Genomic DNA, 22,899 nt, shown 5'->3' with positions numbered 1-22,899 from the left:
AAATTCATGACACAATTAAGTGTGATGAGTGATTATGGAAGCAGACATAGCCGCAAAAGCAATAGATCTTGGCACAAATACAGATTTTTCACTTTTTAGTTTATTTTTAAAAGCAGATATAATTGTTAAAGCAGTAATGATTAGCTTAATACTTTGCTCAGTATACTCATGGGCAGTAATTATAGAAAAATATAGACTTTTTAAAAAAATAAATAAATCTTCAGAAGAGTTTGAAGAAAAATTTTGGAACTCTAAATCTGCTGAAAATTTTTATAACAGTTTACCAAATAATTTAGAAGACCCAATGTCTTTGGTATTCCAAAATGCCATGGAAAACTTACTAAAGAAAAAATCTAAAACTAATTTAAGTGAAAGAATGACTGCGTTCCTTGAAGGAGGAATAGAAAAGGAAATGTCAAAAATTGAAAAGGGATTTACATTTTTAGCAACCGTAGGCTCAACTGCTCCATTTATTGGATTATTTGGGACTGTTTGGGGTATTATGAATTCTTTTCAATCAATTGCAATTTCAAGAAATACTAGTCTTGCAATAGTTGCACCTGGTATAGCCGAAGCATTATTTGCAACTGCATTAGGACTGTTAGCTGCGATACCTGCAGTAGTTGCATATAATAAATTTAATACAGACGCAAAAAAATATTCAGAAAAATTAGAGAATTTTTCAAAAAGATTTTTAACAATAATTTAAATGGCTTTTAAATTAAATCGCTCATCAAAGGAACCAATGAGTGAGATTAACGTCACACCTTTTGTTGATGTGATGTTGGTTTTATTAATTATATTCATGGTAACTGCACCGCTTTTAACAGTAGGTGTTCAGGTTGATCTACCTGAGAGTTCAGCAGATTCTTTGCCTGAGGAAACAGAACCTTTAACACTTTCTATTAATGCGAAAGGTGAAATTTTTATTCAAGAATCAAAAGTAGAGTATGACAATATAATTGCTAAAGTTTTAGCTGTTTCAAAAAATAGAACTGACACAAGAATTTATGTAAGAGGCGATAAAACAATAAACTATGGAAGAGTTTTAGAGATAATGGGTTTATTATCTGGATCTGGTTTTACAAAGGTTGCGCTAATCTCCGAACCTCTTAAACAAAGGTAGTTACAGTGAAGAGTAGTAGTATAGCTATATCCTCAGCTTTACACATATCTTTAGTTGTCCTTACAGCTTTAAGTTTGCCTTTTCTATCAAAAAAACCAATAGACATTCCACCCATAGTCTCTGTTGAATTAATTCAAATAACAGAAGAAACAAATATTCCTTTTGCTCCTAAAGCAAAAAAAATTATTGAAAAAGTAAAAGAAAAAGAAAAAAAACTTGTCTCAGAACAAGCTCCACCTAAAAAAGTAAAAAAAACTAAAACCAAAACTGTTGTCTCAGAGAAAAAAAACAAAACAATAGAAAAACAAAATCCTGAAGCTGTCCCTTTGCCAGATAAAGAGGTAAAAAAATTAAAGACTAAAGAGGAAAAAAAACAAAATCCAGAAAAGGTAGATAATGAAGTAAAGCAAGTATCTGAGTTTGAAAAAAAAGATTTATTTGATCCAAATAACATTGCTGCATTGATAGATAAATCAAAAGAAGAAACAGCAGAAAAAGTGAAAACCAATAATGATGTTACACAAGATCAAGTAAGAAACCTAGAAAACTCTAAGCTTACTCTAAGTGAGGAAGATGCTTTGAAAGCCCAAATATTTGGTTGTTGGAGTATCCCTTTAGGTTTGCCATATGATGAAAATTTACTAGTTAGAATAAAATTAAAACTCAAACCAGATGGTTCAGTCACCAAAACTGAGATATTAGATCATGCTAGAATGAATAAACCTGGACAAGGTTTTTATAAAGTCTTAGCAGAAAGTGCCTTAAGAGCGGTAAGATTATGTCAGCCTTTAAGAGTTCCAGCTTCTGGCTATGAGAGATGGAAAGAATTACAATTAAATTTTGATGCAAGAGAGATGTTAGGAGGTTAGTATAAATAATTTATGATTAAAAAATTTATAATTTTCATTTTTGTTTTTTTTCCAATAAAAACTTTAGCGTTAATTGAAGTTGATATTACGAGGGGAAACTTAAACCCTCTTCCACTTGCAGTCTCACCGTTATCAATAGACGAAACATCTAGAAAAAATTTTGAACAAATTTTAAATAAAGAGAACATTGGATCTGAAATATCATTAATTGTTGAAAATAATTTAAGAACTTCAGGTTTATTTAATCCTTTAGATAAAAAAGCATTTTTACAAGCACCAGATATAGCAAATTTAAAACCAAGATTTGAAGATTGGAATTTAATTAAAGCTCAAGCTCTAATTACGGGTAAAGTAAATTTTATTAATGATAAATTAAGAGTTGAGTTTAGACTTTGGGATGTGCTTGCTGCAAAAGAGATGATGGCTTTAGCTTTTACAACGGTACCAACAAATTGGAGAAGAGTTGGGCATATCATATCAGATAAAGTGTATGAGAGATTAACAGGAGAAAAAGGATATTTTGATACAAGAATTATTTATGTGGCTGAAGAAGGACCAAAAACGCAAAGAATAAAAAAATTAGCTATCATGGATCAAGATGGTGCTAATAATAAATTTCTAACTTTAGGAAATGAGCTTGTGCTTACTCCACGATTTAACCCAGCAAGTCAAATGGTTACTTATTTATCTTATTTTAAAAATATGCCACGGGTTTATCTTTTAGATATTGAAACAGGAACACAAGAAGTAGTTGGAGATTTTCCTGGAATGACATTTGCTCCTAGATTTTCACCTGATGGAAAAAAAATAATCATGAGTTTTGCAAAAGATGGAAAATCAGATATTTATACGATGAATTTAGAAACTCGATTGGTAGAGAGAATAACCAATCATCCTTCAATTGATACATCACCTTCTTATTCTCCAGACGGAAAATATATAACTTTCAACTCTGACAGAAGTGGTTACCAACAAATTTATGTCATGAAAAATGATGGAAGTGATGTGAAAAGAATTTCTTTTGGTAATGGTTTGTACGGAACACCAGTTTGGTCTCCTAGGGGTGATTTAATAGCATTTACAAAATTACATAAAGGAAAATTTTATATTGGAGTGATGCGAACAGATGGAACTGGTGAAAGATTGTTAACAGAAAACTATTATCAAGAGGCCCCATCTTGGTCACCAAATGGAAGAGTTTTGATATTTTATAGAGAAACAAAAACTAATTCTAAAGGTGAAGGTTTTTCTGCCAAGTTATGGTCTATTGATTTAACTGGGTACAATGAAAGATTGATAATAACCGAGACGGACGCATCCGACCCATCTTGGTCGTCTTTATTAAGTAATTAATATGAATTTATCTCTAAATACGATGAAATTTCTTGATTTTTTGGGTTGAAACATCTATCTAGTTGTGAAAAAAATAGTATTTGAAAAAGCAGCAAGGAGCAAATTAATGAGATTAAACAAAATTTTCAAAAACACGTTACTAGTTATTTCTGCTGGAATAATTTTAACAGCGTGTGCAACAAAAAAAGAAGTAGCCGTTGAAAAAGAGGCACCAAAAGAAGAAACTAAAAAAGAGGAAGTAACTAAGATTGAAAAAATTGCAGGTCAGATGCAAGGTGATGTTTACGTTGGAACGGATAGCGTAAAATATTTAGCAGATGGTGTTGCTGATAGAGTGTTCTTTGCAACTAACGAATCTATATTAACTACAGCTTCAAGAGAAACTTTAAGGGCTCAAGCTGCTTGGTTAAGAGAAAATTCTAACATCACTGTAGTTTTAGAAGGTCATGCAGATGAAAGAGGAACAAGAGAATATAACTTAGCACTTGGTGAAAGAAGAGCTAATGCTGCAAAAGATTACCTAATGACTTATGGTGTTTCATCAGACAGAATTACAGTAATCAGTTATGGTAAAGAAAGACCTGTTGATTCAGGATCAAATCCTTTAGCATGGTCTAAAAACAGAAGATCAGTTACTGTTAAAGCAAATTAAAGAATTTTTAAAAAAGACCCTAAAATCGAAAATTTTTAGGGTCTTTTTTTTGCCTTTTTATAATCATATAAAAATTTAATGAGATCACTTTTCAGATCAACATTATTTAATTTAATAATATTATTAAATTTCTTTTTTTCAGGAATTGCTTACTCAGATAACCACAATATTTATGAAATTTTAGATTTAATTAAAAAAGATTTAAAAACTCTTGAAAGAGCCGTTTATTCTGGATCAATTGAAATAGAAAGTAACACAAATAATCAATCAGTATCAAATCTTGATAATAACTCCGAAGATGTTTTGACTAGGCATCTGCTGAAGTTATCAGAGGTAGAAGAGCAGTTTAGAGAACTTACTAATAAGTTTGAGGAAATTAATTTTAAGCTTGATAAACTTTCAAATAGAGTATCCAAGCTACAATCTGATAATCAGATAAGGTTTCAAGATATAGAAAATGATTTAAGTTCTGTTAATGTAATTGACAATAATCAACAACTGAGTTCTGCGCCAAAGATTGAAAAGCAAATTCTTCCTGGTAGCTCACAGCCACAAGACCTAGGTACAATTTCTTATAAAGATATGGAAACTTCAGATGAGAATCAACAGATTCAATCAGTTGATACTACAGCTTCTATTGTAGAAGAAACTTTTCAAGCTGAAGATAAAATTTTACCAATAGATTTAACTCCAAAAGAACAATATGAATTTGCAACAAGCTTCCTAAAAGTTGGAGACTACAGTACAGCCGAAAGAGCTTTTAGAGAATTTGTATTATCAAATCCGGAAGATGAATTAGCAGGCAGTGCTCAATATTGGTATGCAGAAACATTTAGAATAAGACAGCTTTATACTGATGCTGCTTCAGCTTATCTTGAAGGATATCAAAAATATCCAAAAGGCAAAAAAGCTCCAATAAATTTATTAAAACTTGGTGTTTCAATGGTTCAAATTGGGGAAAAAGATCAAGGCTGTAAGATGATTAATGGTGTAGAGTTGCAATATCCGAATGCAAATCAGTCTGTAATACAAAAAGCAAAATATGAGTCTAAAAAATTTGAATGCGTCAAGCAAGATTCATAAACAACTTCTTAATAAGTTAAGAGATAAAAGAATTTATAAAATCTATAATAAATTTGAAAAAAATTTAAATTTAAATAACAATTTCACAGTTGCTGTATCAGGTGGCTCAGATAGTCTTGCTTTAGCCTTTTTTTCAAAAATTTATTCAATTAAAAAATCTTTAAAAATCAAATATTTTTTGGTTGACCATAAATTGAGAAATAATTCATCTGTTGAAGCTTTATTTGTAAAAAATCTTTTGAAGGATTTTTCTATAGATTTAGATATTTTAAAATGGAATGGGAAAAAACCCAAAAACAATATCCAATCTCTTGCAAGAAAAAAAAGATATAATCTCTTAATTAACCAATCAAAAAAATTTAAAATTGATCACATTTTACTTGGTCATCATGAAGATGACGTTTATGAAAATTTTTTAATTAGGCTTATAAGAGGTAGTGGTTTAAAGGGTATTGTATCTTTAGACAAAACGACTTTGATTAATAATGTAAATATATTAAGACCTCTAATAAACGTTGAAAAAAAAGATTTAATCTACATCTCAAAAAAAGTGTTTAATAAATATGTAGAAGACCCTTCTAATGAAGATAAAATTTTTACAAGAGTAAGAATAAGAAATTTAATTAAAAATCTTGAAAGTGAAGGTTTAGATAAAAGTAAGTTTAAATTATCAATTTATAATTTAAAAAGTGTTGACCAATCAATCCAGTTCTTTTGTGAAAAAAACTTAAGAGAAAATTCGATTATCTCTCAAAATAAAGTTGTTTTAAAAGAAGAATTTTTTAAATTTCCTCAAGAAGTTTTGTTCAGGTCATTTTCAAAGATCTTACAATTAGTTGGGAAAAAATATTTTCCACCTAGGGGTAAAAAAATTATCAATATTTTGGAAAATCTAGAAAGTAAAACTTCTTTTAAATCTACACTTGGAAATTGTGTTATAAAAAAAATAAACAGAACTGTAATTGTGCAGAAAGAGCGTTAATATCCTTAAATTTATTGTTATTTTGTCACTTGTTTAATTTGTAATAATTCTTATCTTAACTTTATGAATTTTAAAAATCTAGCTATGTGGGGAATAATAGTTTTCTTAACTATTGGTCTCTATAACATGTTTAAAAATCCTCAATCAAATATTAGAGGAGGAAATCAAATAATTTTTTCAGATTTTTTAAGTTCAGTTGAAAATGGAGAAGTTTTAAAGGTTGAGATACAGGGAAACAACATTAAGGGTGTTTACTCAAATGGAAACTCATTTTCAACTTATGCTCCAAACGATCCAAATTTAATTGAAAAATTATCAGATAAAGGAGTAAGTATTTCAGCAGCTCCTTTAGAAGAAAAAATGCCATCTTTATTTGGTGTATTACTTTCTTGGTTTCCAATGCTTTTATTGATTGCAGTTTGGATCTTTTTCATGCGACAGATGCAAGGTGGAAAAGGTGGAGCAATGGGATTTGGTAAGTCAAAAGCCAAGATGATGAATGAACTTAAAGGCAAAGTAACATTTAATGATGTTGCTGGAGTAGAAGAGGCAAAAGAAGAAGTAGAAGAAATTGTGGAATTTTTAAAAGACCCTAAAAAATTTAGTAGACTTGGTGGAAAGATACCTAGAGGTGCTTTATTGGTCGGACCTCCAGGAACAGGAAAAACTTTGTTAGCAAGAGCTATTGCAGGTGAAGCAGGAGTTCCTTTCTTTACTATCTCAGGTTCAGATTTTGTTGAAATGTTTGTTGGTGTTGGAGCATCTAGAGTGAGAGATATGTTTGAACAAGGTAAAAAAAATTCTCCGTGCATAATATTTATTGATGAAATAGATGCAGTGGGAAGAAGTAGAGGTGCAGGTTTAGGTGGAGGTAATGATGAAAGAGAGCAAACTTTAAACCAATTATTAGTAGAGATGGACGGATTTGATACTAATGAAGGTGTAATTATAATTGCAGCAACAAATAGACCTGACGTTCTCGATCCAGCGCTATTGAGACCTGGGAGATTTGACAGACAAGTAGTTGTTTCAAACCCAGATATCATTGGAAGAGAAAAAATTTTAAAAGTCCATGTGAAAAAAATTAAGATGGCACCAGACGTTAATTTAAGAACTATAGCAAGAGGGACACCTGGTTTCTCAGGAGCAGATTTAGCTAACTTAGTCAACGAAGCTGCCTTATTAGCAGCTAGAAAAAATAAAAGAATTGTAACTTTATTAGAATTTGAAGAGGCAAAAGATAAAGTATTAATGGGTGCTGAAAGAAGATCGATGGTGATGACTGAGGATGAAAAAAAACTTACTGCTTATCACGAAGGTGGCCATGCTTTAGTCTCATTTAATATGCCTAGTTATGATCCAATTCACAAAGCCACTATCATTCCAAGAGGAAGAGCTTTGGGAATGGTTATGAATTTACCAGAGAGAGATAAACACGGATATTCAATCAAATATCTAAAAGCTAGACTAGCAGTTTGTTTTGGAGGAAGAGTTGCAGAGGAATTAATTTTTGGAAAAGATAACATTTCTACAGGAGCAGGTGGAGGAAGTGGCTCAGATATTAATCAAGCTACTCAACTTGCAAGAGCCATGGTAACTAAATATGGTATGAGTGAGGAGATGGGTCCAGTTGAATATGGGGAAAATCAAGAGGAAGTTTTCTTAGGAAGATCAGTTACTCAAACTCAATCTGTTTCAGAAGAAGTTGCTCAAAAAATTGATAAAGAAATTAGAAAACTTGTGGATGAGGGATATAATCAAGCTAAAAAAATATTGACTGATAAAATAGACGATTTACATAAAATTGCTAAGGCATTAATTACCTATGAAACCTTAACAGGTGAAGAGATTGAAAATATAATCAATAAAAATTTGTATCCAAAAGATAAAATTCTAGAAAATCAAGATTCAAAAGATGATCATGACTCAGCTTTAGGAGCCATGGGTCTAAAACCAAAAATTGTTCATTAATTTATAATGCAAAGATATTACACAAGAGCGTGTAATTTCTATTATGGTGATCAGTCAAGAATTTTAGTTAGTAAAAAAAAAACTATACCTTTACATCAAATTAAAGAAATATCGTTTGATCATATTGAAATAATAACTAGAAAATCAAAGAAAAAAATTTCCGTTAATCAAATAAAATATTTACCAAATAATTTAAAGAAAAAAGTTAATTTGGATTTAAAAAAAATTAAAACTAAAAAAAAAAATTTTTCTAATTTAGAATTTAAAAAGATTCCAAATATACTAGGTGTCTTAAATCTTACTCCAGATAGTTTTTCTGATGGAGGAAAATTTAATACAAAACAAACAGGAATAAGTCATGCTTTTAAACTATATAAAGATGGTGCTGATTTAATAGATGTAGGAGGAGAGTCAACAAGACCAGGTTCAAAGACAGTAAATAAACAAGATGAGTGGAAAAGAATTAATGAAATCTTAAAATCTATTGTAAAAAAAATTCCAATTTCTTTAGATACTAGAAAATCTGAAATAATGAAAAATGGAATTAAATTAGGAGTAAAACTAATTAATGATGTTTCAGGTTTAAGTTTTGACCCAGAAACAATAAACGTATTAAAAAAAAATGAAGTTCCTTTCGTTATTCAGCACACACTTGGAACACCTGAAAATATGCAAAAAAATCCAAAATATAATAATGAATTACTAGATATTTACGATTTTTTTGAGGAGAAAATAAAACTTCTAAGATCTAAAGGTATTAAACATAACAATATAATTTTAGATCCTGGAATTGGATTTGGAAAAAAACTGAAACATAATATGAATTTAATTAGAAGTGTTTCTATTTTTCATTCATTAGGATTTCCTATACTTGTAGGAAATTCTAGAAAAAGATTTATTAAAGATATTGCAAAAAAAAATGATAGCTTTACTAGAATTGGAGGAACAATATCGTCATCATTATATTTGATGACACAAGGAGTTCAGATTTTGAGAATTCATGATGTTAATGAGGTTATGCAAGCAATTAAAGTTTTTAAAGAAATAACAAATAAATAATGGCAAAAAAATATTTTGGAACAGATGGAATAAGAGGAGCTATTAATAGCAAAAATATTAATGGAGATATGTTTTTTAAGTTTGGACTAGCTAGTGGCACATATTTTAAATCCCAAAAGAAAAAAAAACAAACAGCAATAATAGCAAAAGATACAAGATTATCAGGATATACACTCGAACCTGCGCTTGTTTCTGGCTTAGCTTCTGCTGGCATGCATGTTTACACTTTGGGCCCTTTACCAACCAATGGATTGGCTATGCTTACAAAAGAAATGAAGGCCAATATGGGTATTATGATTACAGCTTCTCATAATCCTCATTACGACAATGGATTAAAATTATTTGGTCCTGATGGAATGAAATTATCAGATAAAATAGAAAAAAAAATAGAAGCTCTCATAGATAAAAAAATATCAAATAACCTTTCCAGTCCTGAAAAGTTAGGAAGAGTTAAAAGATTAGAAACAGGAACTAAACAATATATTAAAATATTGAAAAAAAATTTCACAAAAGAGTTCAATTTAAGAGGATTAAGAATTGTTATAGATTGTGCCAATGGTGCTGGTTATAAAGCGGGGCCTGAGTTACTAAAATCATTAGGTGCTAAAGTTATAGCAATAGGTGTAAACCCAAATGGTTTGAATATTAATAAAGATTGTGGATCAACTTTTCCAAGAAAAATTAAAACAGCTGTAAAAAAATATAAAGCTCATATTGGCATTTCTTTAGATGGTGACGCTGATAGAATTATAATGTGTGATGAAAAAGGTAACATTGTAGATGGTGATCAAATAATAGCTGCTTTAGCAACAAGATGGAAAAATAAAAAAATGCTAAAAGGTGGTGTTGTTGGAACGCTAATGTCGAATTATGGATTAGAAAAATATTTAAAATTTAACAGAATAAAATTTTTAAGAGCCAATGTAGGCGATAGATATGTTAAAGAAAAAATGCAAAAATATAAATTTAATTTAGGTGGTGAACAATCAGGACATATTATTTTAGGTAAATTTGCAACGACTGGAGACGGGTTGCTTGTAGCTTTAGAAGTTCTTTTTGCTCTGAGAAAAGGTAAAAAAACGAGTGAATTTTTTCAGAGTTTTAAAAAAACCCCTCAATTATTAGAAAATATAACTGTTAAAGATAAAAATATTATTAATAAACCTGAAATAAAAAAAGTTATAAAACTCGCAGAAAAATTAATTATTGGTCAAGGAAGAGTTTTAGTTAGAAAATCAGGAACAGAGTCTAAAATTAGAGTGATGGCAGAAAGTGATAATAAAATACTTTTATCCAGATGTGTAAACATGATATCCAAAAAAATAAAATAAATTGAAACCAAATTCGAAAATTTTAATTATTGCTGGTTCAGATTCATCTGGTGGAGCTGGTATACAAGCTGATATCAAAACTGTTACAGCTCTAGGTTCATATGCAATGACAGCTATAACTGCAGTTACAATTCAAAATACTACAGGTGTGAAATCAATAGTAGGTATCAATCCAAAAGAAATTTTCAATCAAATAGTTTTTACTTCTAAAGATATTAAGCCTGATGCAATTAAAATAGGAATGTTACACTCATCTAATGTTATCAAGATGGTAATTAAAGCCTTAAATTTAATTAAAGTTAAAAGTATTATTTTAGACCCCGTCATGGTTGCAAAAGGTGGTGCCAAATTAATAGATAATAAATCAATTAAGTTATTAAAATCAGAATTAATAAAAAAAGTCTCACTAGTTACTCCTAATATTCCTGAAGCTGAAATTTTGACTGAAACAAAAATCATATCTGTTGAAGATATGATTTACGCTGCAAATAAACTTATGGAATTTGGAGCTAAAAATGTACTTATTAAAGGTGGACATTCAAAAAATAAAATAGTTAAGGATGTTTTTGTTAACAAAAAAGATATTAAGATTTTTAATAGTACGCGTTACAAAACAAATAATACTCATGGTACAGGTTGTACTTTATCAAGTGCAGTCACTACATTTGTATCGTGTGGAAAACCAGCAAAGAAATCTTGTGAGCTTGGAATTAAGTATGTAAATTCAGCTATTAAAACAAACCCAAATTATGGAAGAGGTCATGGTCCAATTAATCATCTCACTTCTATAAAAGTAAATAAAAAATTTAATTAATGAAAAACATAGTTGTTGTTGGATCTCAATGGGGTGATGAAGGAAAAGGTAAGATTGTTGATTGGTTATCTGAACAGGCAGATGTAGTTATTAGATTTCAAGGTGGTCATAATGCGGGCCACACTCTTGTTATTGATGGCGTTACTTATAAGTTAAGATTACTTCCATCTGGCATTGTTAGAAAAGGTAAAATATCAATAATTGGTAATGGTGTTGTTGTAGATCCTTGGGCTTTATTGGAAGAAATTGAAGAGATTAAATCTAAAGGCGTAGAAGTAGATGTAAATAACTTCATAATATCAGAGTCTGCAAATCTGATTTTGCCTTTCCATAGAGAAATGGATGAAATTAGAGAAGATACAGCAGGAAAAAGTAAAATAGGAACTACCAGAAGAGGAATTGGACCTGCTTATGAGGATAAAGTAGGAAGAAGATCAATAAGGGTTATGGATTTAAGATCAGAAAAAAATTTAGATCAAAGATTAGATTCTGTATTGATACATCATAATGCAATCAGAAAAGGACTTGGAAAAAAAATTTTTGAAAAAGACCAACTTAAATCTGATTTACTCAAAATTGCTCCTAAAATATTAAAATTTTCACAGCCTGTATGGCTTAAAATTGATCAATTTAAAAAGCAAAAAAAGAAAATTTTATTTGAAGGTGCCCAAGGTATTTTACTTGATGTAGATCATGGAACTTATCCTTTCGTAACTTCATCTAATACAGTTGCTTCGAGCGCAGCTACTGGAACAGGCTGTGGTCCTAATTCAATAAACTATGTTTTAGGAATTACAAAAGCTTATACAACAAGAGTAGGGGAAGGACCTTTTCCAACAGAACTAACTGATGAAGTAGGTGAACTTTTGGGCACACGTGGAAAAGAATTTGGAACTGTTACAAGTAGAAAAAGGAGATGTGGGTGGTTTGATGGTGTTCTAGTAAGACAAACAATTAAAGTTTCAGGTATAGATGGTATAGCTTTAACAAAATTGGACGTTCTTGATGAATTAGATGAAATTAAAATGTGCATTGCTTATGAACTAGATGGAGAAAAATTAGATTATTTGCCTGCTGCTGTAGAAGATCAAATTAAAATAAAACCAATTTACAAATCTTTTCCAGGCTGGAAAGTATCTACTAGTGGAATTAAAAATATGGACTCATTACCTGATAATGCAAAAAAATATATTTTTGCAGTAGAAGATTTTATAGGTGCAAAAATATCAAGCGTCTCTACTAGTCCTGAAAGAGATGATACTATTTTAATTGAAAATCCTTTTGAAGCTTAATTTGCAGGTAATAAATTTTTAGATTTAGCAAGAAGTAGCATTTGTTTTTGAAGTTTTTCAAATGCTTTATTTTCTATTTGTCTAACTCTTTCTCTACTAATTTTATATTTTTTACTTAAATCTTCCAGGGTAGTTGGATCATCATTAAGTCTTCTTGAATACAATATCTCTCTTTCTCTATCATTAAGCACTGTAATAGAATCTTTTAATAAGTCTTTTCTTTGCTCCATTTCCTCATGTTGAGCAAATTTTAAATCATGATCAAGCTCTTTATCTACTAACCAGTCTTGCCATTCATCACCATCCTCTCCAACTTGAGCATTCAATGAAAACTCTTTTCCAGAAAGTCTTCTGTTCATTGAAACAACTTCTTCTTTACTAACATCAAGTTTGTTGGCAATATGGTTTACGTGTTCGTCCCTTAAATCACCTTCAGTTTCAGGGGATATTTGGTTTTTAATTTTTTTTAAATTAAAAAATAATTTTTTTTGAGCAGTTGTTGTTCCAATTTTTACAAGACTCCAAGATCTTAAAATATATTCTTGGATGGATGCTTTAATCCACCACATAGCATAAGTTGCTAATCTAAAACCTTTTTCAGGTTCAAATTTTTTAACAGCCTGCATCAAACCAACATTTCCTTCTGAAATCATTTCATTAATTGGCAGACCATAGCCTTTGTATCCCATAGCAATTTTTGCAACTAATCTTAAGTGACTAGTTACTAATTTTTCAGCAGCTTTAATATTTCCAGTTGTTTTCCAATTTTTGGCTAACATATATTCTTCTTCTGCGGCCAACATTGGGAATTTTTTAATCTGTTCTAAATATGCAGAAAGACCACCCTCATTGGATAGTGTAGGAAGATTGTTGCTCATAGTTGTGTTCATAGCAGAGTTTATTTAGTTAATTATACTTAATTTTCAATAATTTATTCTTCAGTGTTTCTAAGCATTTTTAAAATATTATTTAGTTCTTGAGGCAAAATTGAGGTAAAAATCAGCTCTTTCTGAGTTCTAGGATGAACAAAGCCTAAAGTCTTTGCGTGTAGAAATTGTCTGTCTAAATTTGTAATTGAATTTTGAATGTCAAAATCAACGTTTTTTAATTTTTTATATTTTTTTTTATATTTGTCATCACCAACTAAACTATTTCCTTTATAGTTCATGTGCACTCTGATTTGATGAGTTCTGCCAGTTTCTAATTTGCATTCGACTAAACTTAATGTAGGTATTTTTTTATTTTCGAAAATTTCAATTGTTTTATAGTTTGTTACAGCTTTCTTACCCTTTGAACTGCTCACTTCCATAAGTTGTCTGTTTTTTGAACTACGAGTAATAAATGTTTCTATCCTACCAAAAGATGGTCTTAGCTTTCCCCATATTAAAAGTTGGTATTCTCTAATAATTGTGTGCTTACTGAATTGTTTTGATAAATTTTCATGGGTCTCATTATTTTTTGCCACAACAACTAAACCTGAAGTATTTTTATCAATTCTATGGACAATTCCTGGTCTTAATTCATCCCCAATAGTTGATAAAGATTCTTTATCGTAATGCATCAATGCATTTACAATTGTTTTGTCATAATTGCCTGCTCCAGGATGCATTATAATTCCTGAAGGTTTATCGATGACTAATAAATCAGAATCTTCATAAACAATATTTAATTTAAAATCATAAGGCTTTAGAGATGCAATCTCTGGTTCTGGAATCGTAAGATTTACAACATCACCAATCGAAACTTTCTTAGATGGACTTTTAATTATTTCATTATTTAGTTTTAATTTTTCTTTTAAAATTAAATTTTTAACTCTGGTTCTACTAATAATTTCGTCTCTTTTGTTAATTAATACATCTACTCTTAAATTCTTTTCTTCTTCTTCAACTATAAAATTAATGCTTTTTTCCATAAAATATAATATTAATACTAAATGCGCTTGTAGCTCAACTGGATAGAGCGCCAGATTTCGGCTCTGGAGGTTCAGGGTTCGACTCCTTGCAGGCGCACCATTTACTCTCCAATATTAATTAATGTCCCTTTTTCTCTAGCTTTATCAAACGAAAAATAAAAAGTTGCTATAGCAACTGTGAAATAAAATGCATTTAATGAAAGTGCGATACGAATATTTTCATAGCTAACAATTCCATTGACTAAGATATTTCTGGTTTCTTCAAATATATAAACTAATGGCAATGCGAAAGCTATTGATTGAAATATTTCAGGTAAAATTTCAACTGGATAATAGATACAGCCAAAAGGTGCCAATAAAAACATTGTAGACCATGCAATATTCTCAAAAGATGGCCCAAATCTTAGCAACCCAGCTGATACAAAAAGCCCCAAAGTAATTCCAAAAATGTACAAACTTAAAAAAAGAAAAGCTAATGGTAATCCCAAGTTTAATATAGATATGCCAAATAATGGTGAGGTTAAAAGTATCGCTGGAATTAATCCGATTAAAGCTCTTATTAAAGCGGTGATTACAAGTGCAGTAATTATTTCACTAATTTTCATTGGAGCAATAAATAAATTAGTAAAATTCCTACTCCAAATTTCTTCTAAAAATAACATATTAAAACCAATGCTTGTTCTAAAAAGAAAATCATAAAGAATTGCACAAGACAATATAACTCCAACAGCTCCACTATAGTATGAACTGTGTGCTGCAAAAAAATTGGAAATGAAACCCCAAAGAGTTATCTGTATGGAGGGCCAATATATTAAATCAAGTATTCTTGGGAACGACCTAGTAATTAAATAAAAATGCCTTAAAAATAATCCATATATTCTTGTAATATTCATTTATCTTTCCTAACAATTTCTAAAAAAACTTCTTCGAGGTTTTTTTGTCCATATTTTCTTATTAAATCTTCTGGAGTACCACTGTCTACGATAGTACCATCTTTCATCATCATAACAGAATTACATAATCTTTTTACTTCATCCATGTTATGAGAAGCCAGCAAAACAGATATTTTTTTTTCTTCTTTATACTTTTCTAAAAAGGTTCTAATAAAATCTGCTGTTTCGGGGTCTAGAGCAGCAGTTGGCTCATCTAACAAGAGCACAGTAGGATCATTAATTAATGCTTTCGCAAGACTGACCCTATTTTTTTGTCCTGATGACAGCTCTCCTGTAATTTTATCTAAAAGATCTCCCAATCTTAATTTTTCTGAGAGAAAATTAATTCTCTCATTCAAATTTTGAATATTATATAGTTTCCCATACACAATTAAATTTTGGTTTACTGTTAATTTTTTAGGCAATTCAATATAGGGAGAAATAAAATTCATTTTGTGTAGAATTGAAATCTTATTATTTTCAATATTTTTACCGTTAATTAATACTTGGCCATTTGTGGGTTTTAACAATCCTAGTATCATTCCGATTGTTGTTGTTTTTCCACAACCATTTGGACCTAACAGTCCTACTATTTCATTTTCATTAATTTTAAAATTTATATTATTAACTGCATTTTTAGTCTTATATGATTTTGATAGATTTATGACTTCTATTGAGTTTTTCATTTGAAGTTTGATGCTCTCTTGAGTCTGTCGTTTATTGTTTTTCCAATTCCTTCATTTGGTATTTTTTCTACAGCTATTGATTTATATTTATCTTTTTTTATTTTCCTTAAAACACTATACAGGTTTCTGGCAGCTTCATTTAAGTTACTTGTTTTGCTTAAATAATAAATATCTTTAGATATATTTTCTCTTTTTTTTAAGAGTACAAAAGCTTCATTTTTTTTGTTTTTTTTTGCATTCATTCTTAAAGGTAATCCTGGAGAATAGTGTAAAGGAAAAAGACCAGGAGAAATTTTATCTTTTGAATTTATATTAATTATTATTTTTTGATTCAAAGTTTTTTTAATCTTTGAAACACTCAATCCTCCATATCTTAGTAATCTAGGTTTATTTGTTATATTTAATATTGTAGACTCGACACCAATTTTACAAACACCACCATTCAAAATAAATTTTATTTTGTTGCCAAATTCATCTTTGACGTCTTCTGCTTTTACAGCACTTAATCTTGAAGAAATATTAGCACTTGGTGCTGCAACTGGATATTTTAAATTTTTGAGTAATTTTCTAAATAGAGGATGTTTTGGAAATCGTATAGCAACTGTTTTTTTATTATTAGTTACAAACTTAGATATTTTAGAATTTTTTTTGAGCTTCAATATATATGTTATTGGTCCTGGAGAAAATTTTTTATAAAGTTTAATAAAATTATCATTTATCTCGCAGTCTTCTGAAATTTTTTTTAAATTATAGTAGTGAACAATTAGTGGATTGTTAGTAGGTCTTCTTTTTAGGTTAAAAATTTTTTTAACAGCAGTGTCCGAGTATGCGTTGCCTGCGAGTCCGTAAACAGTTTCTGTTGGAACAGCTACACAATGACTTTTATCTAAGTAATTTTTCGCTTTTTTGATGTTTGATTGAATATTTTTCATGTAATAGTAATGATTAATATATGAAAGATAAAAATTTACCACTCGATTATGATAATAGAACGCTTGAAGAGTTAACAGATGAAGCAAATCAAATGATAAAGTCTTTAGAAGAAAAAGATGACCTAGACAATTCTCTAGAAAGCTATCAAGAGTTACTAAAATTAAATAATTTAATTGAAAAAAAATTTCAAAAAAATTTAAGATCTATTAGTGAAAATACAAATAAAAAAATTAAGGATATCATTAAGAGAAAGTGAAAAATCAACTTAATAAAATTGCAAAAGATACCAATTTATTCTTGAAAAAATATATTCAGGAACAAGAAAATTCCAAATTAATTTATGCAATGAAGTATGGATTATTTCCTGGAGGAAAAAAAATTAGATCTAAAATATTAATTGATATTGGATCGTTATTCTCAATTAACTATCACACATTAATTGCTATAGGCGCTGCTGTAGAATGTATTCATGCTTATTCTCTTATTCATGATGATTTACCATGCATGGATAATGATAATATGAGAAGAGGTAAACCATCAACTCATATTAAATTTGGTGAGTCGACAGCTGTCCTCGCTGGAAATTCATTATTAACAATGGCTTTTGAAATTTTAATTAGTTCCAAGATAAAGTTGAGGGACAAAATTAAAGTTAAATTAGTAGATAAACTTTCTATGTGTTCAGGACATTTGGGTATAGCGGGTGGTCAATATTTAGATTTAGATTTTGAAAAAAAGAAAGTTTCAAAAAAACAAATTATAGAAATGGAAATTAAAAAAACAGGAAAACTTTTTAGTTTTTGTTGTGCAGTACCAGCAATCATTAAGGAGAAAAGTCTAAAGGAAATAAAATTTTTTGAGAGTCTTGGTTCTGATATTGGTCTTCTTTTTCAAATAGCAGATGATTTAATAGATTTTAAAGGTAATTCTAAAATTGCTGGGAAGAGAACAAAAAAAGATCAAAAAAAAGGCAAAGCTACGCTTATAAGTTTGCTAGGTTATGATGCTTCAATCAAATATTGTGGTAAGATTATTTCAGATATTAATAGAAATTTAAAAATTTATGGTTCAAAATCAGAAAATTTAAACGATACATTAGAATTTATATTGAATAGAAATAAATGAAAAATAATTACAAGTTTTTAGATAATATTAACTTTCCATCTGATTTAAGAAAAGTTTCTGAAAATGATTTACAACAAGTAGCTGATGAAGTTAGAGAAGAGATGATCAGTGCAGTATCTAAAACTGGTGGACATTTAGGTGCAGGTCTAGGGGTTGTTGAGCTGACTGTAGCTCTGCACTATGTTTTTGACACACCTAATGATAGACTAATTTGGGATGTAGGACACCAAGCATACCCACATAAAATTTTAACAGGAAGAAAACAAAAAATTACAACCTTAAGACAAGGCAACGGTTTATCAGGTTTTACTAAAAGATCTGAGAGTGAGTATGACCCATTTGGTGCAGCTCATAGTTCCACATCTATATCATCTGCACTTGGCATAGCTGAAGCAAATAAATTAGAAAATAAATCTTCAAATGTGATAGCTGTTATTGGAGATGGCGCAATTAGTGCTGGTATGGCATATGAAGCTATGAATAATGCTGGCGCATCAAAAACTAAAATGATCGTTATATTAAATGATAATGACATGTCTATAGCAAAACCAGTAGGAGCAATGAGAACATATTTAGCAAAGTTATTTACTGGAAAAATCTATTTTAGCTTAAGAGAAACTTTAAAATTAATCACCTCAGCTTTTTCAAAAAGATTTAGTGCTAAAGCTGGTAAGGCAGAAGATTTTTTTCGTTCTGCTGTCACCGGTGGAACACTATTTAGCTCACTTGGTTTTTATTATGCAGGACCAATAGATGGACATGATCTTTCCACACTTGTCCCTATTTTAAGAAATGCTAGAGACTCAAAGCATGAGGGTCCAATTATGATACATATTAAAACTCAAAAAGGAAAAGGATATTCTTATGCTGAAAAAGCTAGCGATCACTATCATGGAGTATCAAAATTTAATGTTGAAACTGGAGAGCAACAAAAAAGTGGTTCTAATTTACCTGCATATACAAAAGTTTTTGCAAATACACTTGTTAAGCATGCAAAAAAAGACAGTAAGATTGTTGGAATAACTGCAGCAATGCCAGGTGGAACCGGTATGGATATCTTTGGCAAGGAATTTCCAAAAAGAATGTTTGACGTTGGTATAGCTGAACAGCATGCAGTTACATTTGCTGCAGGTCTTGCAACAGAAGGTTATAAACCCTATGCCGCTATCTATTCTACTTTTCTTCAAAGAGCTTACGATCAAGTAGTGCATGATGTAGCAATACAGAGTTTACCTGTAAGATTTGCAATTGATAGAGCTGGATTAGTTGGCGCAGATGGATCAACGCACGCAGGGTCTTTTGATATTACTTATTTGTCAACTTTACCAAATTTTATCGTGATGGCAGCTAGTGATGAAGCTGAGTTAGTAAAAATGATTAATACTTCTGTTGATATTAATGATAAACCCTGTGCAATAAGATATCCAAGAGGAACAGGTATTGGAGTTGAACTTCCTTCAATAGAGGAAAAAATAGAGATAGGTAAAGGAAAAATTGTTCAGCAAGGAACTCAAGTTTGTTTGTTGAGCTTAGGAACTAGACTTGAAGAATGTAAAGTAGCTGCAGAAGAATTGAAATCAAAGGGTATTTCAACGACAATTATAGATGCCAGATTTGCAAAACCTTTAGATGAAGACTTAATTTTAAAATCTGCAAGAGAACATGAATTAATGATTACAATTGAGGAAGGTTCTATAGGAGGATTTGGTTCCCATGTTAAAAATTTATTAGCTGAAAAAGGGATATTTGATAAAGGGTTAAAATTTAGATCCATGACTCTTCCAGATGAATTCATAGAGCAAGATAATCCAAAAAATATGTATGATATTGCTGGACTTAATAGTCCACAAATTACAAAAAAAGTTTTAGAAGTTTTATTTAATAAGGATTCAATTAGAGTAGTAAAAAACTAATTATTTATCCGCACTGAGCCTGATTCATTAGGTAGTGGTCTAATAAAACACAATTCATCATAGCTTCTCCAACTGGAACAGCTCTTATTCCTACGCAAGGGTCATGTCTCCCTTTAACTGATATTGTGGTATTTTTTCCGAATTTATTAATAGTTTTTCTTGTAGTTAAAATTGAAGATGTAGGTTTAACTGCAAATGATGCTATTATTTCTTGCCCAGAAGAAATTCCGCCTAAGATCCCGCCTGCATTATTAGAGTTAAATTTTAATTTATTATTTTTTAATGATATTTCGTCAGAGTTTTGCTCGCCACTTAGTTGTGCAGAATTCATTCCAGTACCAACATTCACTCCTTTAACTGCGTTAATGCTCATAAACGCTGATGCAATATCAGAATCTAATTTTGAATAAATAGGCGCACCAAGACCTGCAGGAATACCTCTTGCTCTAACCTCTATTACAGCACCACATGATGACCCTGATTTTCTTACACCAAGTAAATATTTTTCCCATAACTTAATCATAGACTTATCTGGACAAAAGAATGGATTTTTTGAAATAGTTTTATCATTCCACTGTGATGTATCACATCCTAAGATTCCTAATTGAGTTACAGCACCTATAACTTTAAATTTTTTTCCTAATTTTTTTTGAAGTACTAGTTTAGCTATAGCACCAGCCGCAACTCTTGAAGCTGTCTCTCTAGCTGAAGATCTTCCTCCACCTCTGTAATCTCTAATTCCGTATTTTTTGAAATAGGTAAAGTCCGCATGCCCTGGTCTGAATTTATCTTTTATATTTCCATAATCTTTAGATCTCATGTCTTTATTATAAATAATTAAAGAAATTGGTGTGCCAGTAGTTTTTCCTTCAAATACACCTGAAAGTATTTGGACTTTATCGTCTTCTTTTCTTTGTGTGGTAAATTTTGATTGTCCAGGTTTTCTTTTATCTAATTCTAATTGAATATCTTTTTCATCTAGATTTATGTTTGGAGGACAACCGTCAACTATACAACCAATAGCAGGACCGTGAGATTCACCCCAAGTTGTGAAACGAAATAGCTTTCCAAAAGTGTTAAATGACATTATTTATATTATATAGATTATTTTGTTTAAATTATGAATGAAAAAAACCGACTTGGTATTAACAGCTGCTTTTTAAATTTAGATGACCCAATTAAATTATTTGAAATATGGATGGAAAAAGCCAAACAGACTGAACCAAATGATCCAAATGCAGTTGCGCTAGCAACTTCAAGTAAAAATAATGTTCCATCAGTCAGAATGGTGCTCCTTAAGGATTTTAATAAAGATGGATTTGTTTTCTACACTAATTTAAATAGTCGAAAAGGTAATGAACTAAAGGAAAATCCTAACGCTTCAATGTGTTTTCATTGGAAAAGTCTTTTAAGACAAGTCAGAATTACCGGGACTGTATCATTAGTTTCTGATGATGTTGCAGATGAATATTATTCTTCCAGAGCATATGAAAGTAGAATTGGTGCATGGGCATCAAATCAGAGCCAAGAATTAAAAAATAGAGATGAATTGATAAGTTCAATTAAGGTATATAAAAATAAATATTCTGATGAAACAAAAGTTCCTAGACCAAAACACTGGTCTGGGTGGAATTTAAATCCACAAAATATAGAGTTTTGGCTAGATGGAGAAAATAGAATTCATGAAAGATTACTCTATACAAAAAGCCAGAATGGATTATGGAATAAAGCTTTATTAAGTCCTTAAAAATTTCTCGCTAAACTGAAAGATGTAAGTTTTTTAAGAATTTCTTTTTCTTTAGTATCCCTGAACACACTTAAAGAATTTGATGCTAAATTAATATAGTGCTGAGCTTTTTGGTAGCACTCATTTATAATTTTATATTTATTAATCAAAGATATAATATTATTAAAATCTTCTTTTGTTCTTTCTTTTTTATTAAATACTTCTTTTAGCTTATTTTTTTCATTGTTTTCTAATTTTTGGTAAAGCAAGATTATTGGTAAAGTCACTTTTCCTTCAAAAAAATCTTTTCCTATTTTTTTTCCAAACAACTTTAATTCAGAATTATAATCTAATGTGTCATCTGCAATTTGAAAAGTTAACCCTAAATTCCTTCCATAAAATTCTAGCGCATCCTTTTCTTTATTTTCTACTTCAGCTAAAATTGCGCCTACTTTTGTTGAAGCAGCAAATAGTTCTGCAGTTTTGGCAGAAATAATTTTTAGATATGTTTCTTCAAGCATATCAACTTCATTATTATGTTGTAGTTGTAATACTTCTCCCTGGGCAATTTTAGATGAAGTTGATGATAATAATTTTAATACCTCTAAGTTTCCATCTTCAACCATCATCTCAAAACATCTACTTAAGAGATAATCTCCAATCAAAACCGAGGAATGATTGCTCCAAATTTTATTTAAAGTTTCTTTACCTCTTCTAATCTCACCTTCATCGATAACATCATCATGCATCAAAGTTGCACTGTGAATAAGTTCTACACAAGCTGCTAAATTTACGTCTCTTGAACCTTTTGAGTAACCACATAACTTAGCGCTTCCTAATGTTAATAAAGCCCTTAGTCTTTTGCCACCAGTCTCTATATGATAATTAGTCATTTTTTGAACTAATTGAACATCACTAGTTAATTTGGATTTTATTCTTTCTTCAGTCAAAGCTAGTTTTTCTTCAACAGAATCCTTCAATTGGAAATATGAATTATTTATCTGGTTTTTAAGCTGTACTACAGTTCCCATAATAATTTTAAATTAATATAAATAAGCTATATTTATTACTTATCATTTGACGCACCTATTTCTTCAATTATAAGTAGTCTTTATAATCAACTAAATATTCTGTAAGAGA

General features: G+C 30.0%; 23 protein-coding genes and 1 tRNA gene. 17 read left to right on the top strand and 7 right to left on the bottom strand.

All coding sequences use genetic code 11. The annotated features are described in order from the left end of the window. Nucleotides 1-34: 34 nt before the first annotated feature. From tolQ to ACTTAW_RS07500, 12 genes are all read left to right on the top strand, one after another. Nucleotides 35-709 carry a protein TolQ gene (gene tolQ, locus ACTTAW_RS07555; protein ID WP_440651865.1) on the top strand — a complete coding sequence of 225 codons (675 nt, stop codon included), beginning with the start codon at nt 35-37 and terminating at the stop codon, nt 707-709. Next, entirely contained in the window at nt 710-1,126 is a 417-nt protein-coding gene (gene tolR / locus ACTTAW_RS07550) for a protein TolR (RefSeq protein WP_075506058.1), read from the top strand. A gap of 5 nt (nt 1,127-1,131) precedes the next feature. Next, nucleotides 1,132-1,995, top strand: a complete 864-nt coding sequence (locus tag ACTTAW_RS07545; protein WP_440651863.1) for an energy transducer TonB — start codon at nt 1,132-1,134, stop codon at nt 1,993-1,995. A gap of 12 nt (nt 1,996-2,007) precedes the next feature. Then, nucleotides 2,008-3,348, top strand: coding sequence for a Tol-Pal system beta propeller repeat protein TolB (gene tolB / locus ACTTAW_RS07540; protein ID WP_440651861.1), 1,341 nt, complete (start codon nt 2,008-2,010; stop codon nt 3,346-3,348). Nucleotides 3,349-3,454: 106 nt separating this feature from the next. Continuing rightward, complete coding sequence (gene pal / locus ACTTAW_RS07535; RefSeq protein ID WP_440651922.1) at nt 3,455-4,000, top strand: peptidoglycan-associated lipoprotein Pal; 546 nt, start codon at nt 3,455-3,457, stop codon at nt 3,998-4,000. A gap of 78 nt (nt 4,001-4,078) precedes the next feature. Next, nucleotides 4,079-5,083, top strand: coding sequence for a tol-pal system protein YbgF (gene ybgF, locus ACTTAW_RS07530; RefSeq protein ID WP_440651859.1), 1,005 nt, complete (start codon nt 4,079-4,081; stop codon nt 5,081-5,083). After that, entirely contained in the window at nt 5,043-6,065 is a 1,023-nt protein-coding gene (gene tilS, locus ACTTAW_RS07525) for a tRNA lysidine(34) synthetase TilS (RefSeq protein ID WP_440651857.1), read from the top strand. The genes ybgF and tilS overlap by 41 nt, the downstream gene beginning before the upstream one ends. A gap of 63 nt (nt 6,066-6,128) precedes the next feature. Next, on the top strand, nt 6,129-8,036 hold the full coding sequence (gene ftsH, locus ACTTAW_RS07520) for an ATP-dependent zinc metalloprotease FtsH (RefSeq protein WP_440651855.1): 1,908 nt from the start codon (nt 6,129-6,131) through the stop codon (nt 8,034-8,036). A 6-nt stretch (nt 8,037-8,042) separates the two neighbouring features. Further along, the gene (folP, locus tag ACTTAW_RS07515) at nt 8,043-9,095 is read left to right on the top strand and encodes a dihydropteroate synthase (protein ID WP_440651853.1); all 1,053 of its coding nucleotides are present in this window, start codon (nt 8,043-8,045) and stop codon (nt 9,093-9,095) included. Continuing rightward, nucleotides 9,095-10,426 (top strand): phosphoglucosamine mutase, encoded by a 1,332-nt coding sequence (gene glmM / locus ACTTAW_RS07510; protein ID WP_440651851.1) that lies wholly within the window; start codon nt 9,095-9,097, stop codon nt 10,424-10,426. Before folP ends, glmM begins: the two co-directional genes overlap by 1 nt. Before the next feature lies 1 nt (nt 10,427). Continuing rightward, on the top strand, nt 10,428-11,240 hold the full coding sequence (thiD, locus tag ACTTAW_RS07505) for a bifunctional hydroxymethylpyrimidine kinase/phosphomethylpyrimidine kinase (RefSeq protein ID WP_440651849.1): 813 nt from the start codon (nt 10,428-10,430) through the stop codon (nt 11,238-11,240). Then, on the top strand, nt 11,240-12,532 hold the full coding sequence (locus ACTTAW_RS07500; RefSeq protein WP_440651847.1) for an adenylosuccinate synthase: 1,293 nt from the start codon (nt 11,240-11,242) through the stop codon (nt 12,530-12,532). Before thiD ends, ACTTAW_RS07500 begins: the two co-directional genes overlap by 1 nt. Here ACTTAW_RS07500 and rpoH read toward each other — a convergent pair. Together rpoH and ACTTAW_RS07490 are read right to left on the bottom strand one after the other, a co-directional pair. Continuing rightward, nucleotides 12,529-13,410, bottom strand: a complete 882-nt coding sequence (gene rpoH, locus ACTTAW_RS07495) for an RNA polymerase sigma factor RpoH (RefSeq protein ID WP_262590531.1) — start codon at nt 13,408-13,410, stop codon at nt 12,529-12,531. The two genes, ACTTAW_RS07500 and rpoH, sit on opposite strands and share 4 nt — an antisense overlap. A 53-nt stretch (nt 13,411-13,463) precedes the next feature. Continuing rightward, complete coding sequence (locus ACTTAW_RS07490; protein ID WP_440647385.1) at nt 13,464-14,444, bottom strand: RluA family pseudouridine synthase; 981 nt, start codon at nt 14,442-14,444, stop codon at nt 13,464-13,466. Between the two features lie 23 nt (nt 14,445-14,467). Here ACTTAW_RS07490 and ACTTAW_RS07485 point away from each other — a divergent pair. After that, nucleotides 14,468-14,544, top strand: a tRNA-Arg gene (locus ACTTAW_RS07485). 1 nt (nt 14,545) lies between these two features. Here ACTTAW_RS07485 and ACTTAW_RS07480 read toward each other — a convergent pair. Genes ACTTAW_RS07480 through ACTTAW_RS07470 form a run of 3 tightly spaced genes read right to left on the bottom strand, consistent with a single transcriptional unit; the run spans nt 14,546 to nt 16,994 of the window. Beyond that, a complete protein-coding gene (locus tag ACTTAW_RS07480; protein WP_440614004.1) occupies nt 14,546-15,337 on the bottom strand; it encodes an ABC transporter permease in 792 nt (263 codons plus the stop codon). Then, the gene (locus ACTTAW_RS07475) at nt 15,334-16,062 is read right to left on the bottom strand and encodes an ABC transporter ATP-binding protein (RefSeq protein ID WP_440614005.1); all 729 of its coding nucleotides are present in this window, start codon (nt 16,060-16,062) and stop codon (nt 15,334-15,336) included. Before ACTTAW_RS07475 ends, ACTTAW_RS07480 begins: the two co-directional genes overlap by 4 nt. Beyond that, on the bottom strand, nt 16,059-16,994 hold the full coding sequence (locus ACTTAW_RS07470; protein WP_440651845.1) for an L-threonylcarbamoyladenylate synthase: 936 nt from the start codon (nt 16,992-16,994) through the stop codon (nt 16,059-16,061). Before ACTTAW_RS07470 ends, ACTTAW_RS07475 begins: the two co-directional genes overlap by 4 nt. Before the next feature lie 20 nt (nt 16,995-17,014). Here ACTTAW_RS07470 and ACTTAW_RS07465 point away from each other — a divergent pair, with 20 nt between their 5' ends. The 3 genes from ACTTAW_RS07465 to dxs are packed head-to-tail and all read left to right on the top strand — an operon-like array spanning nt 17,015 to nt 20,033. Continuing rightward, entirely contained in the window at nt 17,015-17,251 is a 237-nt protein-coding gene (locus ACTTAW_RS07465) for an exonuclease VII small subunit (protein WP_440651843.1), read from the top strand. Further along, nucleotides 17,248-18,120 (top strand): polyprenyl synthetase family protein, encoded by an 873-nt coding sequence (locus ACTTAW_RS07460; RefSeq protein ID WP_440651841.1) that lies wholly within the window; start codon nt 17,248-17,250, stop codon nt 18,118-18,120. The genes ACTTAW_RS07465 and ACTTAW_RS07460 overlap by 4 nt, the downstream gene beginning before the upstream one ends. Further along, a complete protein-coding gene (dxs, locus tag ACTTAW_RS07455) occupies nt 18,117-20,033 on the top strand; it encodes a 1-deoxy-D-xylulose-5-phosphate synthase (RefSeq protein WP_440651839.1) in 1,917 nt (638 codons plus the stop codon). Before ACTTAW_RS07460 ends, dxs begins: the two co-directional genes overlap by 4 nt. 4 nt (nt 20,034-20,037) lie before the next feature. Here dxs and aroC read toward each other — a convergent pair whose 3' ends face one another. Further along, nucleotides 20,038-21,120, bottom strand: coding sequence for a chorismate synthase (gene aroC / locus ACTTAW_RS07450; RefSeq protein WP_440651837.1), 1,083 nt, complete (start codon nt 21,118-21,120; stop codon nt 20,038-20,040). A 33-nt stretch (nt 21,121-21,153) separates the two neighbouring features. Between aroC and pdxH the strand changes: the two genes are divergently transcribed. Next, the gene (gene pdxH, locus ACTTAW_RS07445; protein WP_440651835.1) at nt 21,154-21,780 is read left to right on the top strand and encodes a pyridoxamine 5'-phosphate oxidase; all 627 of its coding nucleotides are present in this window, start codon (nt 21,154-21,156) and stop codon (nt 21,778-21,780) included. Here the strand turns inward: pdxH and ACTTAW_RS07440 are convergent. Then, on the bottom strand, nt 21,777-22,790 hold the full coding sequence (locus tag ACTTAW_RS07440) for a polyprenyl synthetase family protein (protein ID WP_262590301.1): 1,014 nt from the start codon (nt 22,788-22,790) through the stop codon (nt 21,777-21,779). The genes pdxH and ACTTAW_RS07440 overlap by 4 nt on opposite strands. Nucleotides 22,791-22,899 lie beyond the last annotated feature (109 nt).

Source organism: Candidatus Pelagibacter sp. HIMB1495, assembly GCF_052047955.1.
Lineage (GTDB): Bacteria > Pseudomonadota > Alphaproteobacteria > Pelagibacterales > Pelagibacteraceae > Pelagibacter.
The sequence above is the reverse complement of the archived record's forward strand: the minus strand, read 5'-3'. Positions and strand labels throughout refer to the sequence as shown.

What these genes read in the sequence shown, in the direction of transcription:
- tolQ (WP_440651865.1), top strand. Translation starts at nt 35, where the DNA reads ATGGAAGCAGACATAGCCGCAAAAGCAATAGATCTTGGCACAAATACA.
- tolR (WP_075506058.1), top strand. Translation starts at nt 710, where the DNA reads ATGGCTTTTAAATTAAATCGCTCATCAAAGGAACCAATGAGTGAGATT.
- tolB (WP_440651861.1), top strand. Translation starts at nt 2,008, where the DNA reads ATGATTAAAAAATTTATAATTTTCATTTTTGTTTTTTTTCCAATAAAA.
- pal (WP_440651922.1), top strand. Translation starts at nt 3,455, where the DNA reads ATGAGATTAAACAAAATTTTCAAAAACACGTTACTAGTTATTTCTGCT.
- ybgF (WP_440651859.1), top strand. Translation starts at nt 4,079, where the DNA reads ATGAGATCACTTTTCAGATCAACATTATTTAATTTAATAATATTATTA.
- tilS (WP_440651857.1), top strand. Translation starts at nt 5,043, where the DNA reads ATGAGTCTAAAAAATTTGAATGCGTCAAGCAAGATTCATAAACAACTT.
- ftsH (WP_440651855.1), top strand. Translation starts at nt 6,129, where the DNA reads ATGAATTTTAAAAATCTAGCTATGTGGGGAATAATAGTTTTCTTAACT.
- folP (WP_440651853.1), top strand. Translation starts at nt 8,043, where the DNA reads ATGCAAAGATATTACACAAGAGCGTGTAATTTCTATTATGGTGATCAG.
- glmM (WP_440651851.1), top strand. Translation starts at nt 9,095, where the DNA reads ATGGCAAAAAAATATTTTGGAACAGATGGAATAAGAGGAGCTATTAAT.
- ACTTAW_RS07500 (WP_440651847.1), top strand. Translation starts at nt 11,240, where the DNA reads ATGAAAAACATAGTTGTTGTTGGATCTCAATGGGGTGATGAAGGAAAA.
- rpoH (WP_262590531.1), bottom strand. Translation starts at nt 13,410, where the DNA reads ATGAGCAACAATCTTCCTACACTATCCAATGAGGGTGGTCTTTCTGCA.
- ACTTAW_RS07490 (WP_440647385.1), bottom strand. Translation starts at nt 14,444, where the DNA reads ATGGAAAAAAGCATTAATTTTATAGTTGAAGAAGAAGAAAAGAATTTA.
- ACTTAW_RS07480 (WP_440614004.1), bottom strand. Translation starts at nt 15,337, where the DNA reads ATGAATATTACAAGAATATATGGATTATTTTTAAGGCATTTTTATTTA.
- ACTTAW_RS07475 (WP_440614005.1), bottom strand. Translation starts at nt 16,062, where the DNA reads ATGAAAAACTCAATAGAAGTCATAAATCTATCAAAATCATATAAGACT.
- ACTTAW_RS07470 (WP_440651845.1), bottom strand. Translation starts at nt 16,994, where the DNA reads ATGAAAAATATTCAATCAAACATCAAAAAAGCGAAAAATTACTTAGAT.
- ACTTAW_RS07465 (WP_440651843.1), top strand. Translation starts at nt 17,015, where the DNA reads ATGAAAGATAAAAATTTACCACTCGATTATGATAATAGAACGCTTGAA.
- dxs (WP_440651839.1), top strand. Translation starts at nt 18,117, where the DNA reads ATGAAAAATAATTACAAGTTTTTAGATAATATTAACTTTCCATCTGAT.
- aroC (WP_440651837.1), bottom strand. Translation starts at nt 21,120, where the DNA reads ATGTCATTTAACACTTTTGGAAAGCTATTTCGTTTCACAACTTGGGGT.
- pdxH (WP_440651835.1), top strand. Translation starts at nt 21,154, where the DNA reads ATGAATGAAAAAAACCGACTTGGTATTAACAGCTGCTTTTTAAATTTA.
- ACTTAW_RS07440 (WP_262590301.1), bottom strand. Translation starts at nt 22,790, where the DNA reads ATGGGAACTGTAGTACAGCTTAAAAACCAGATAAATAATTCATATTTC.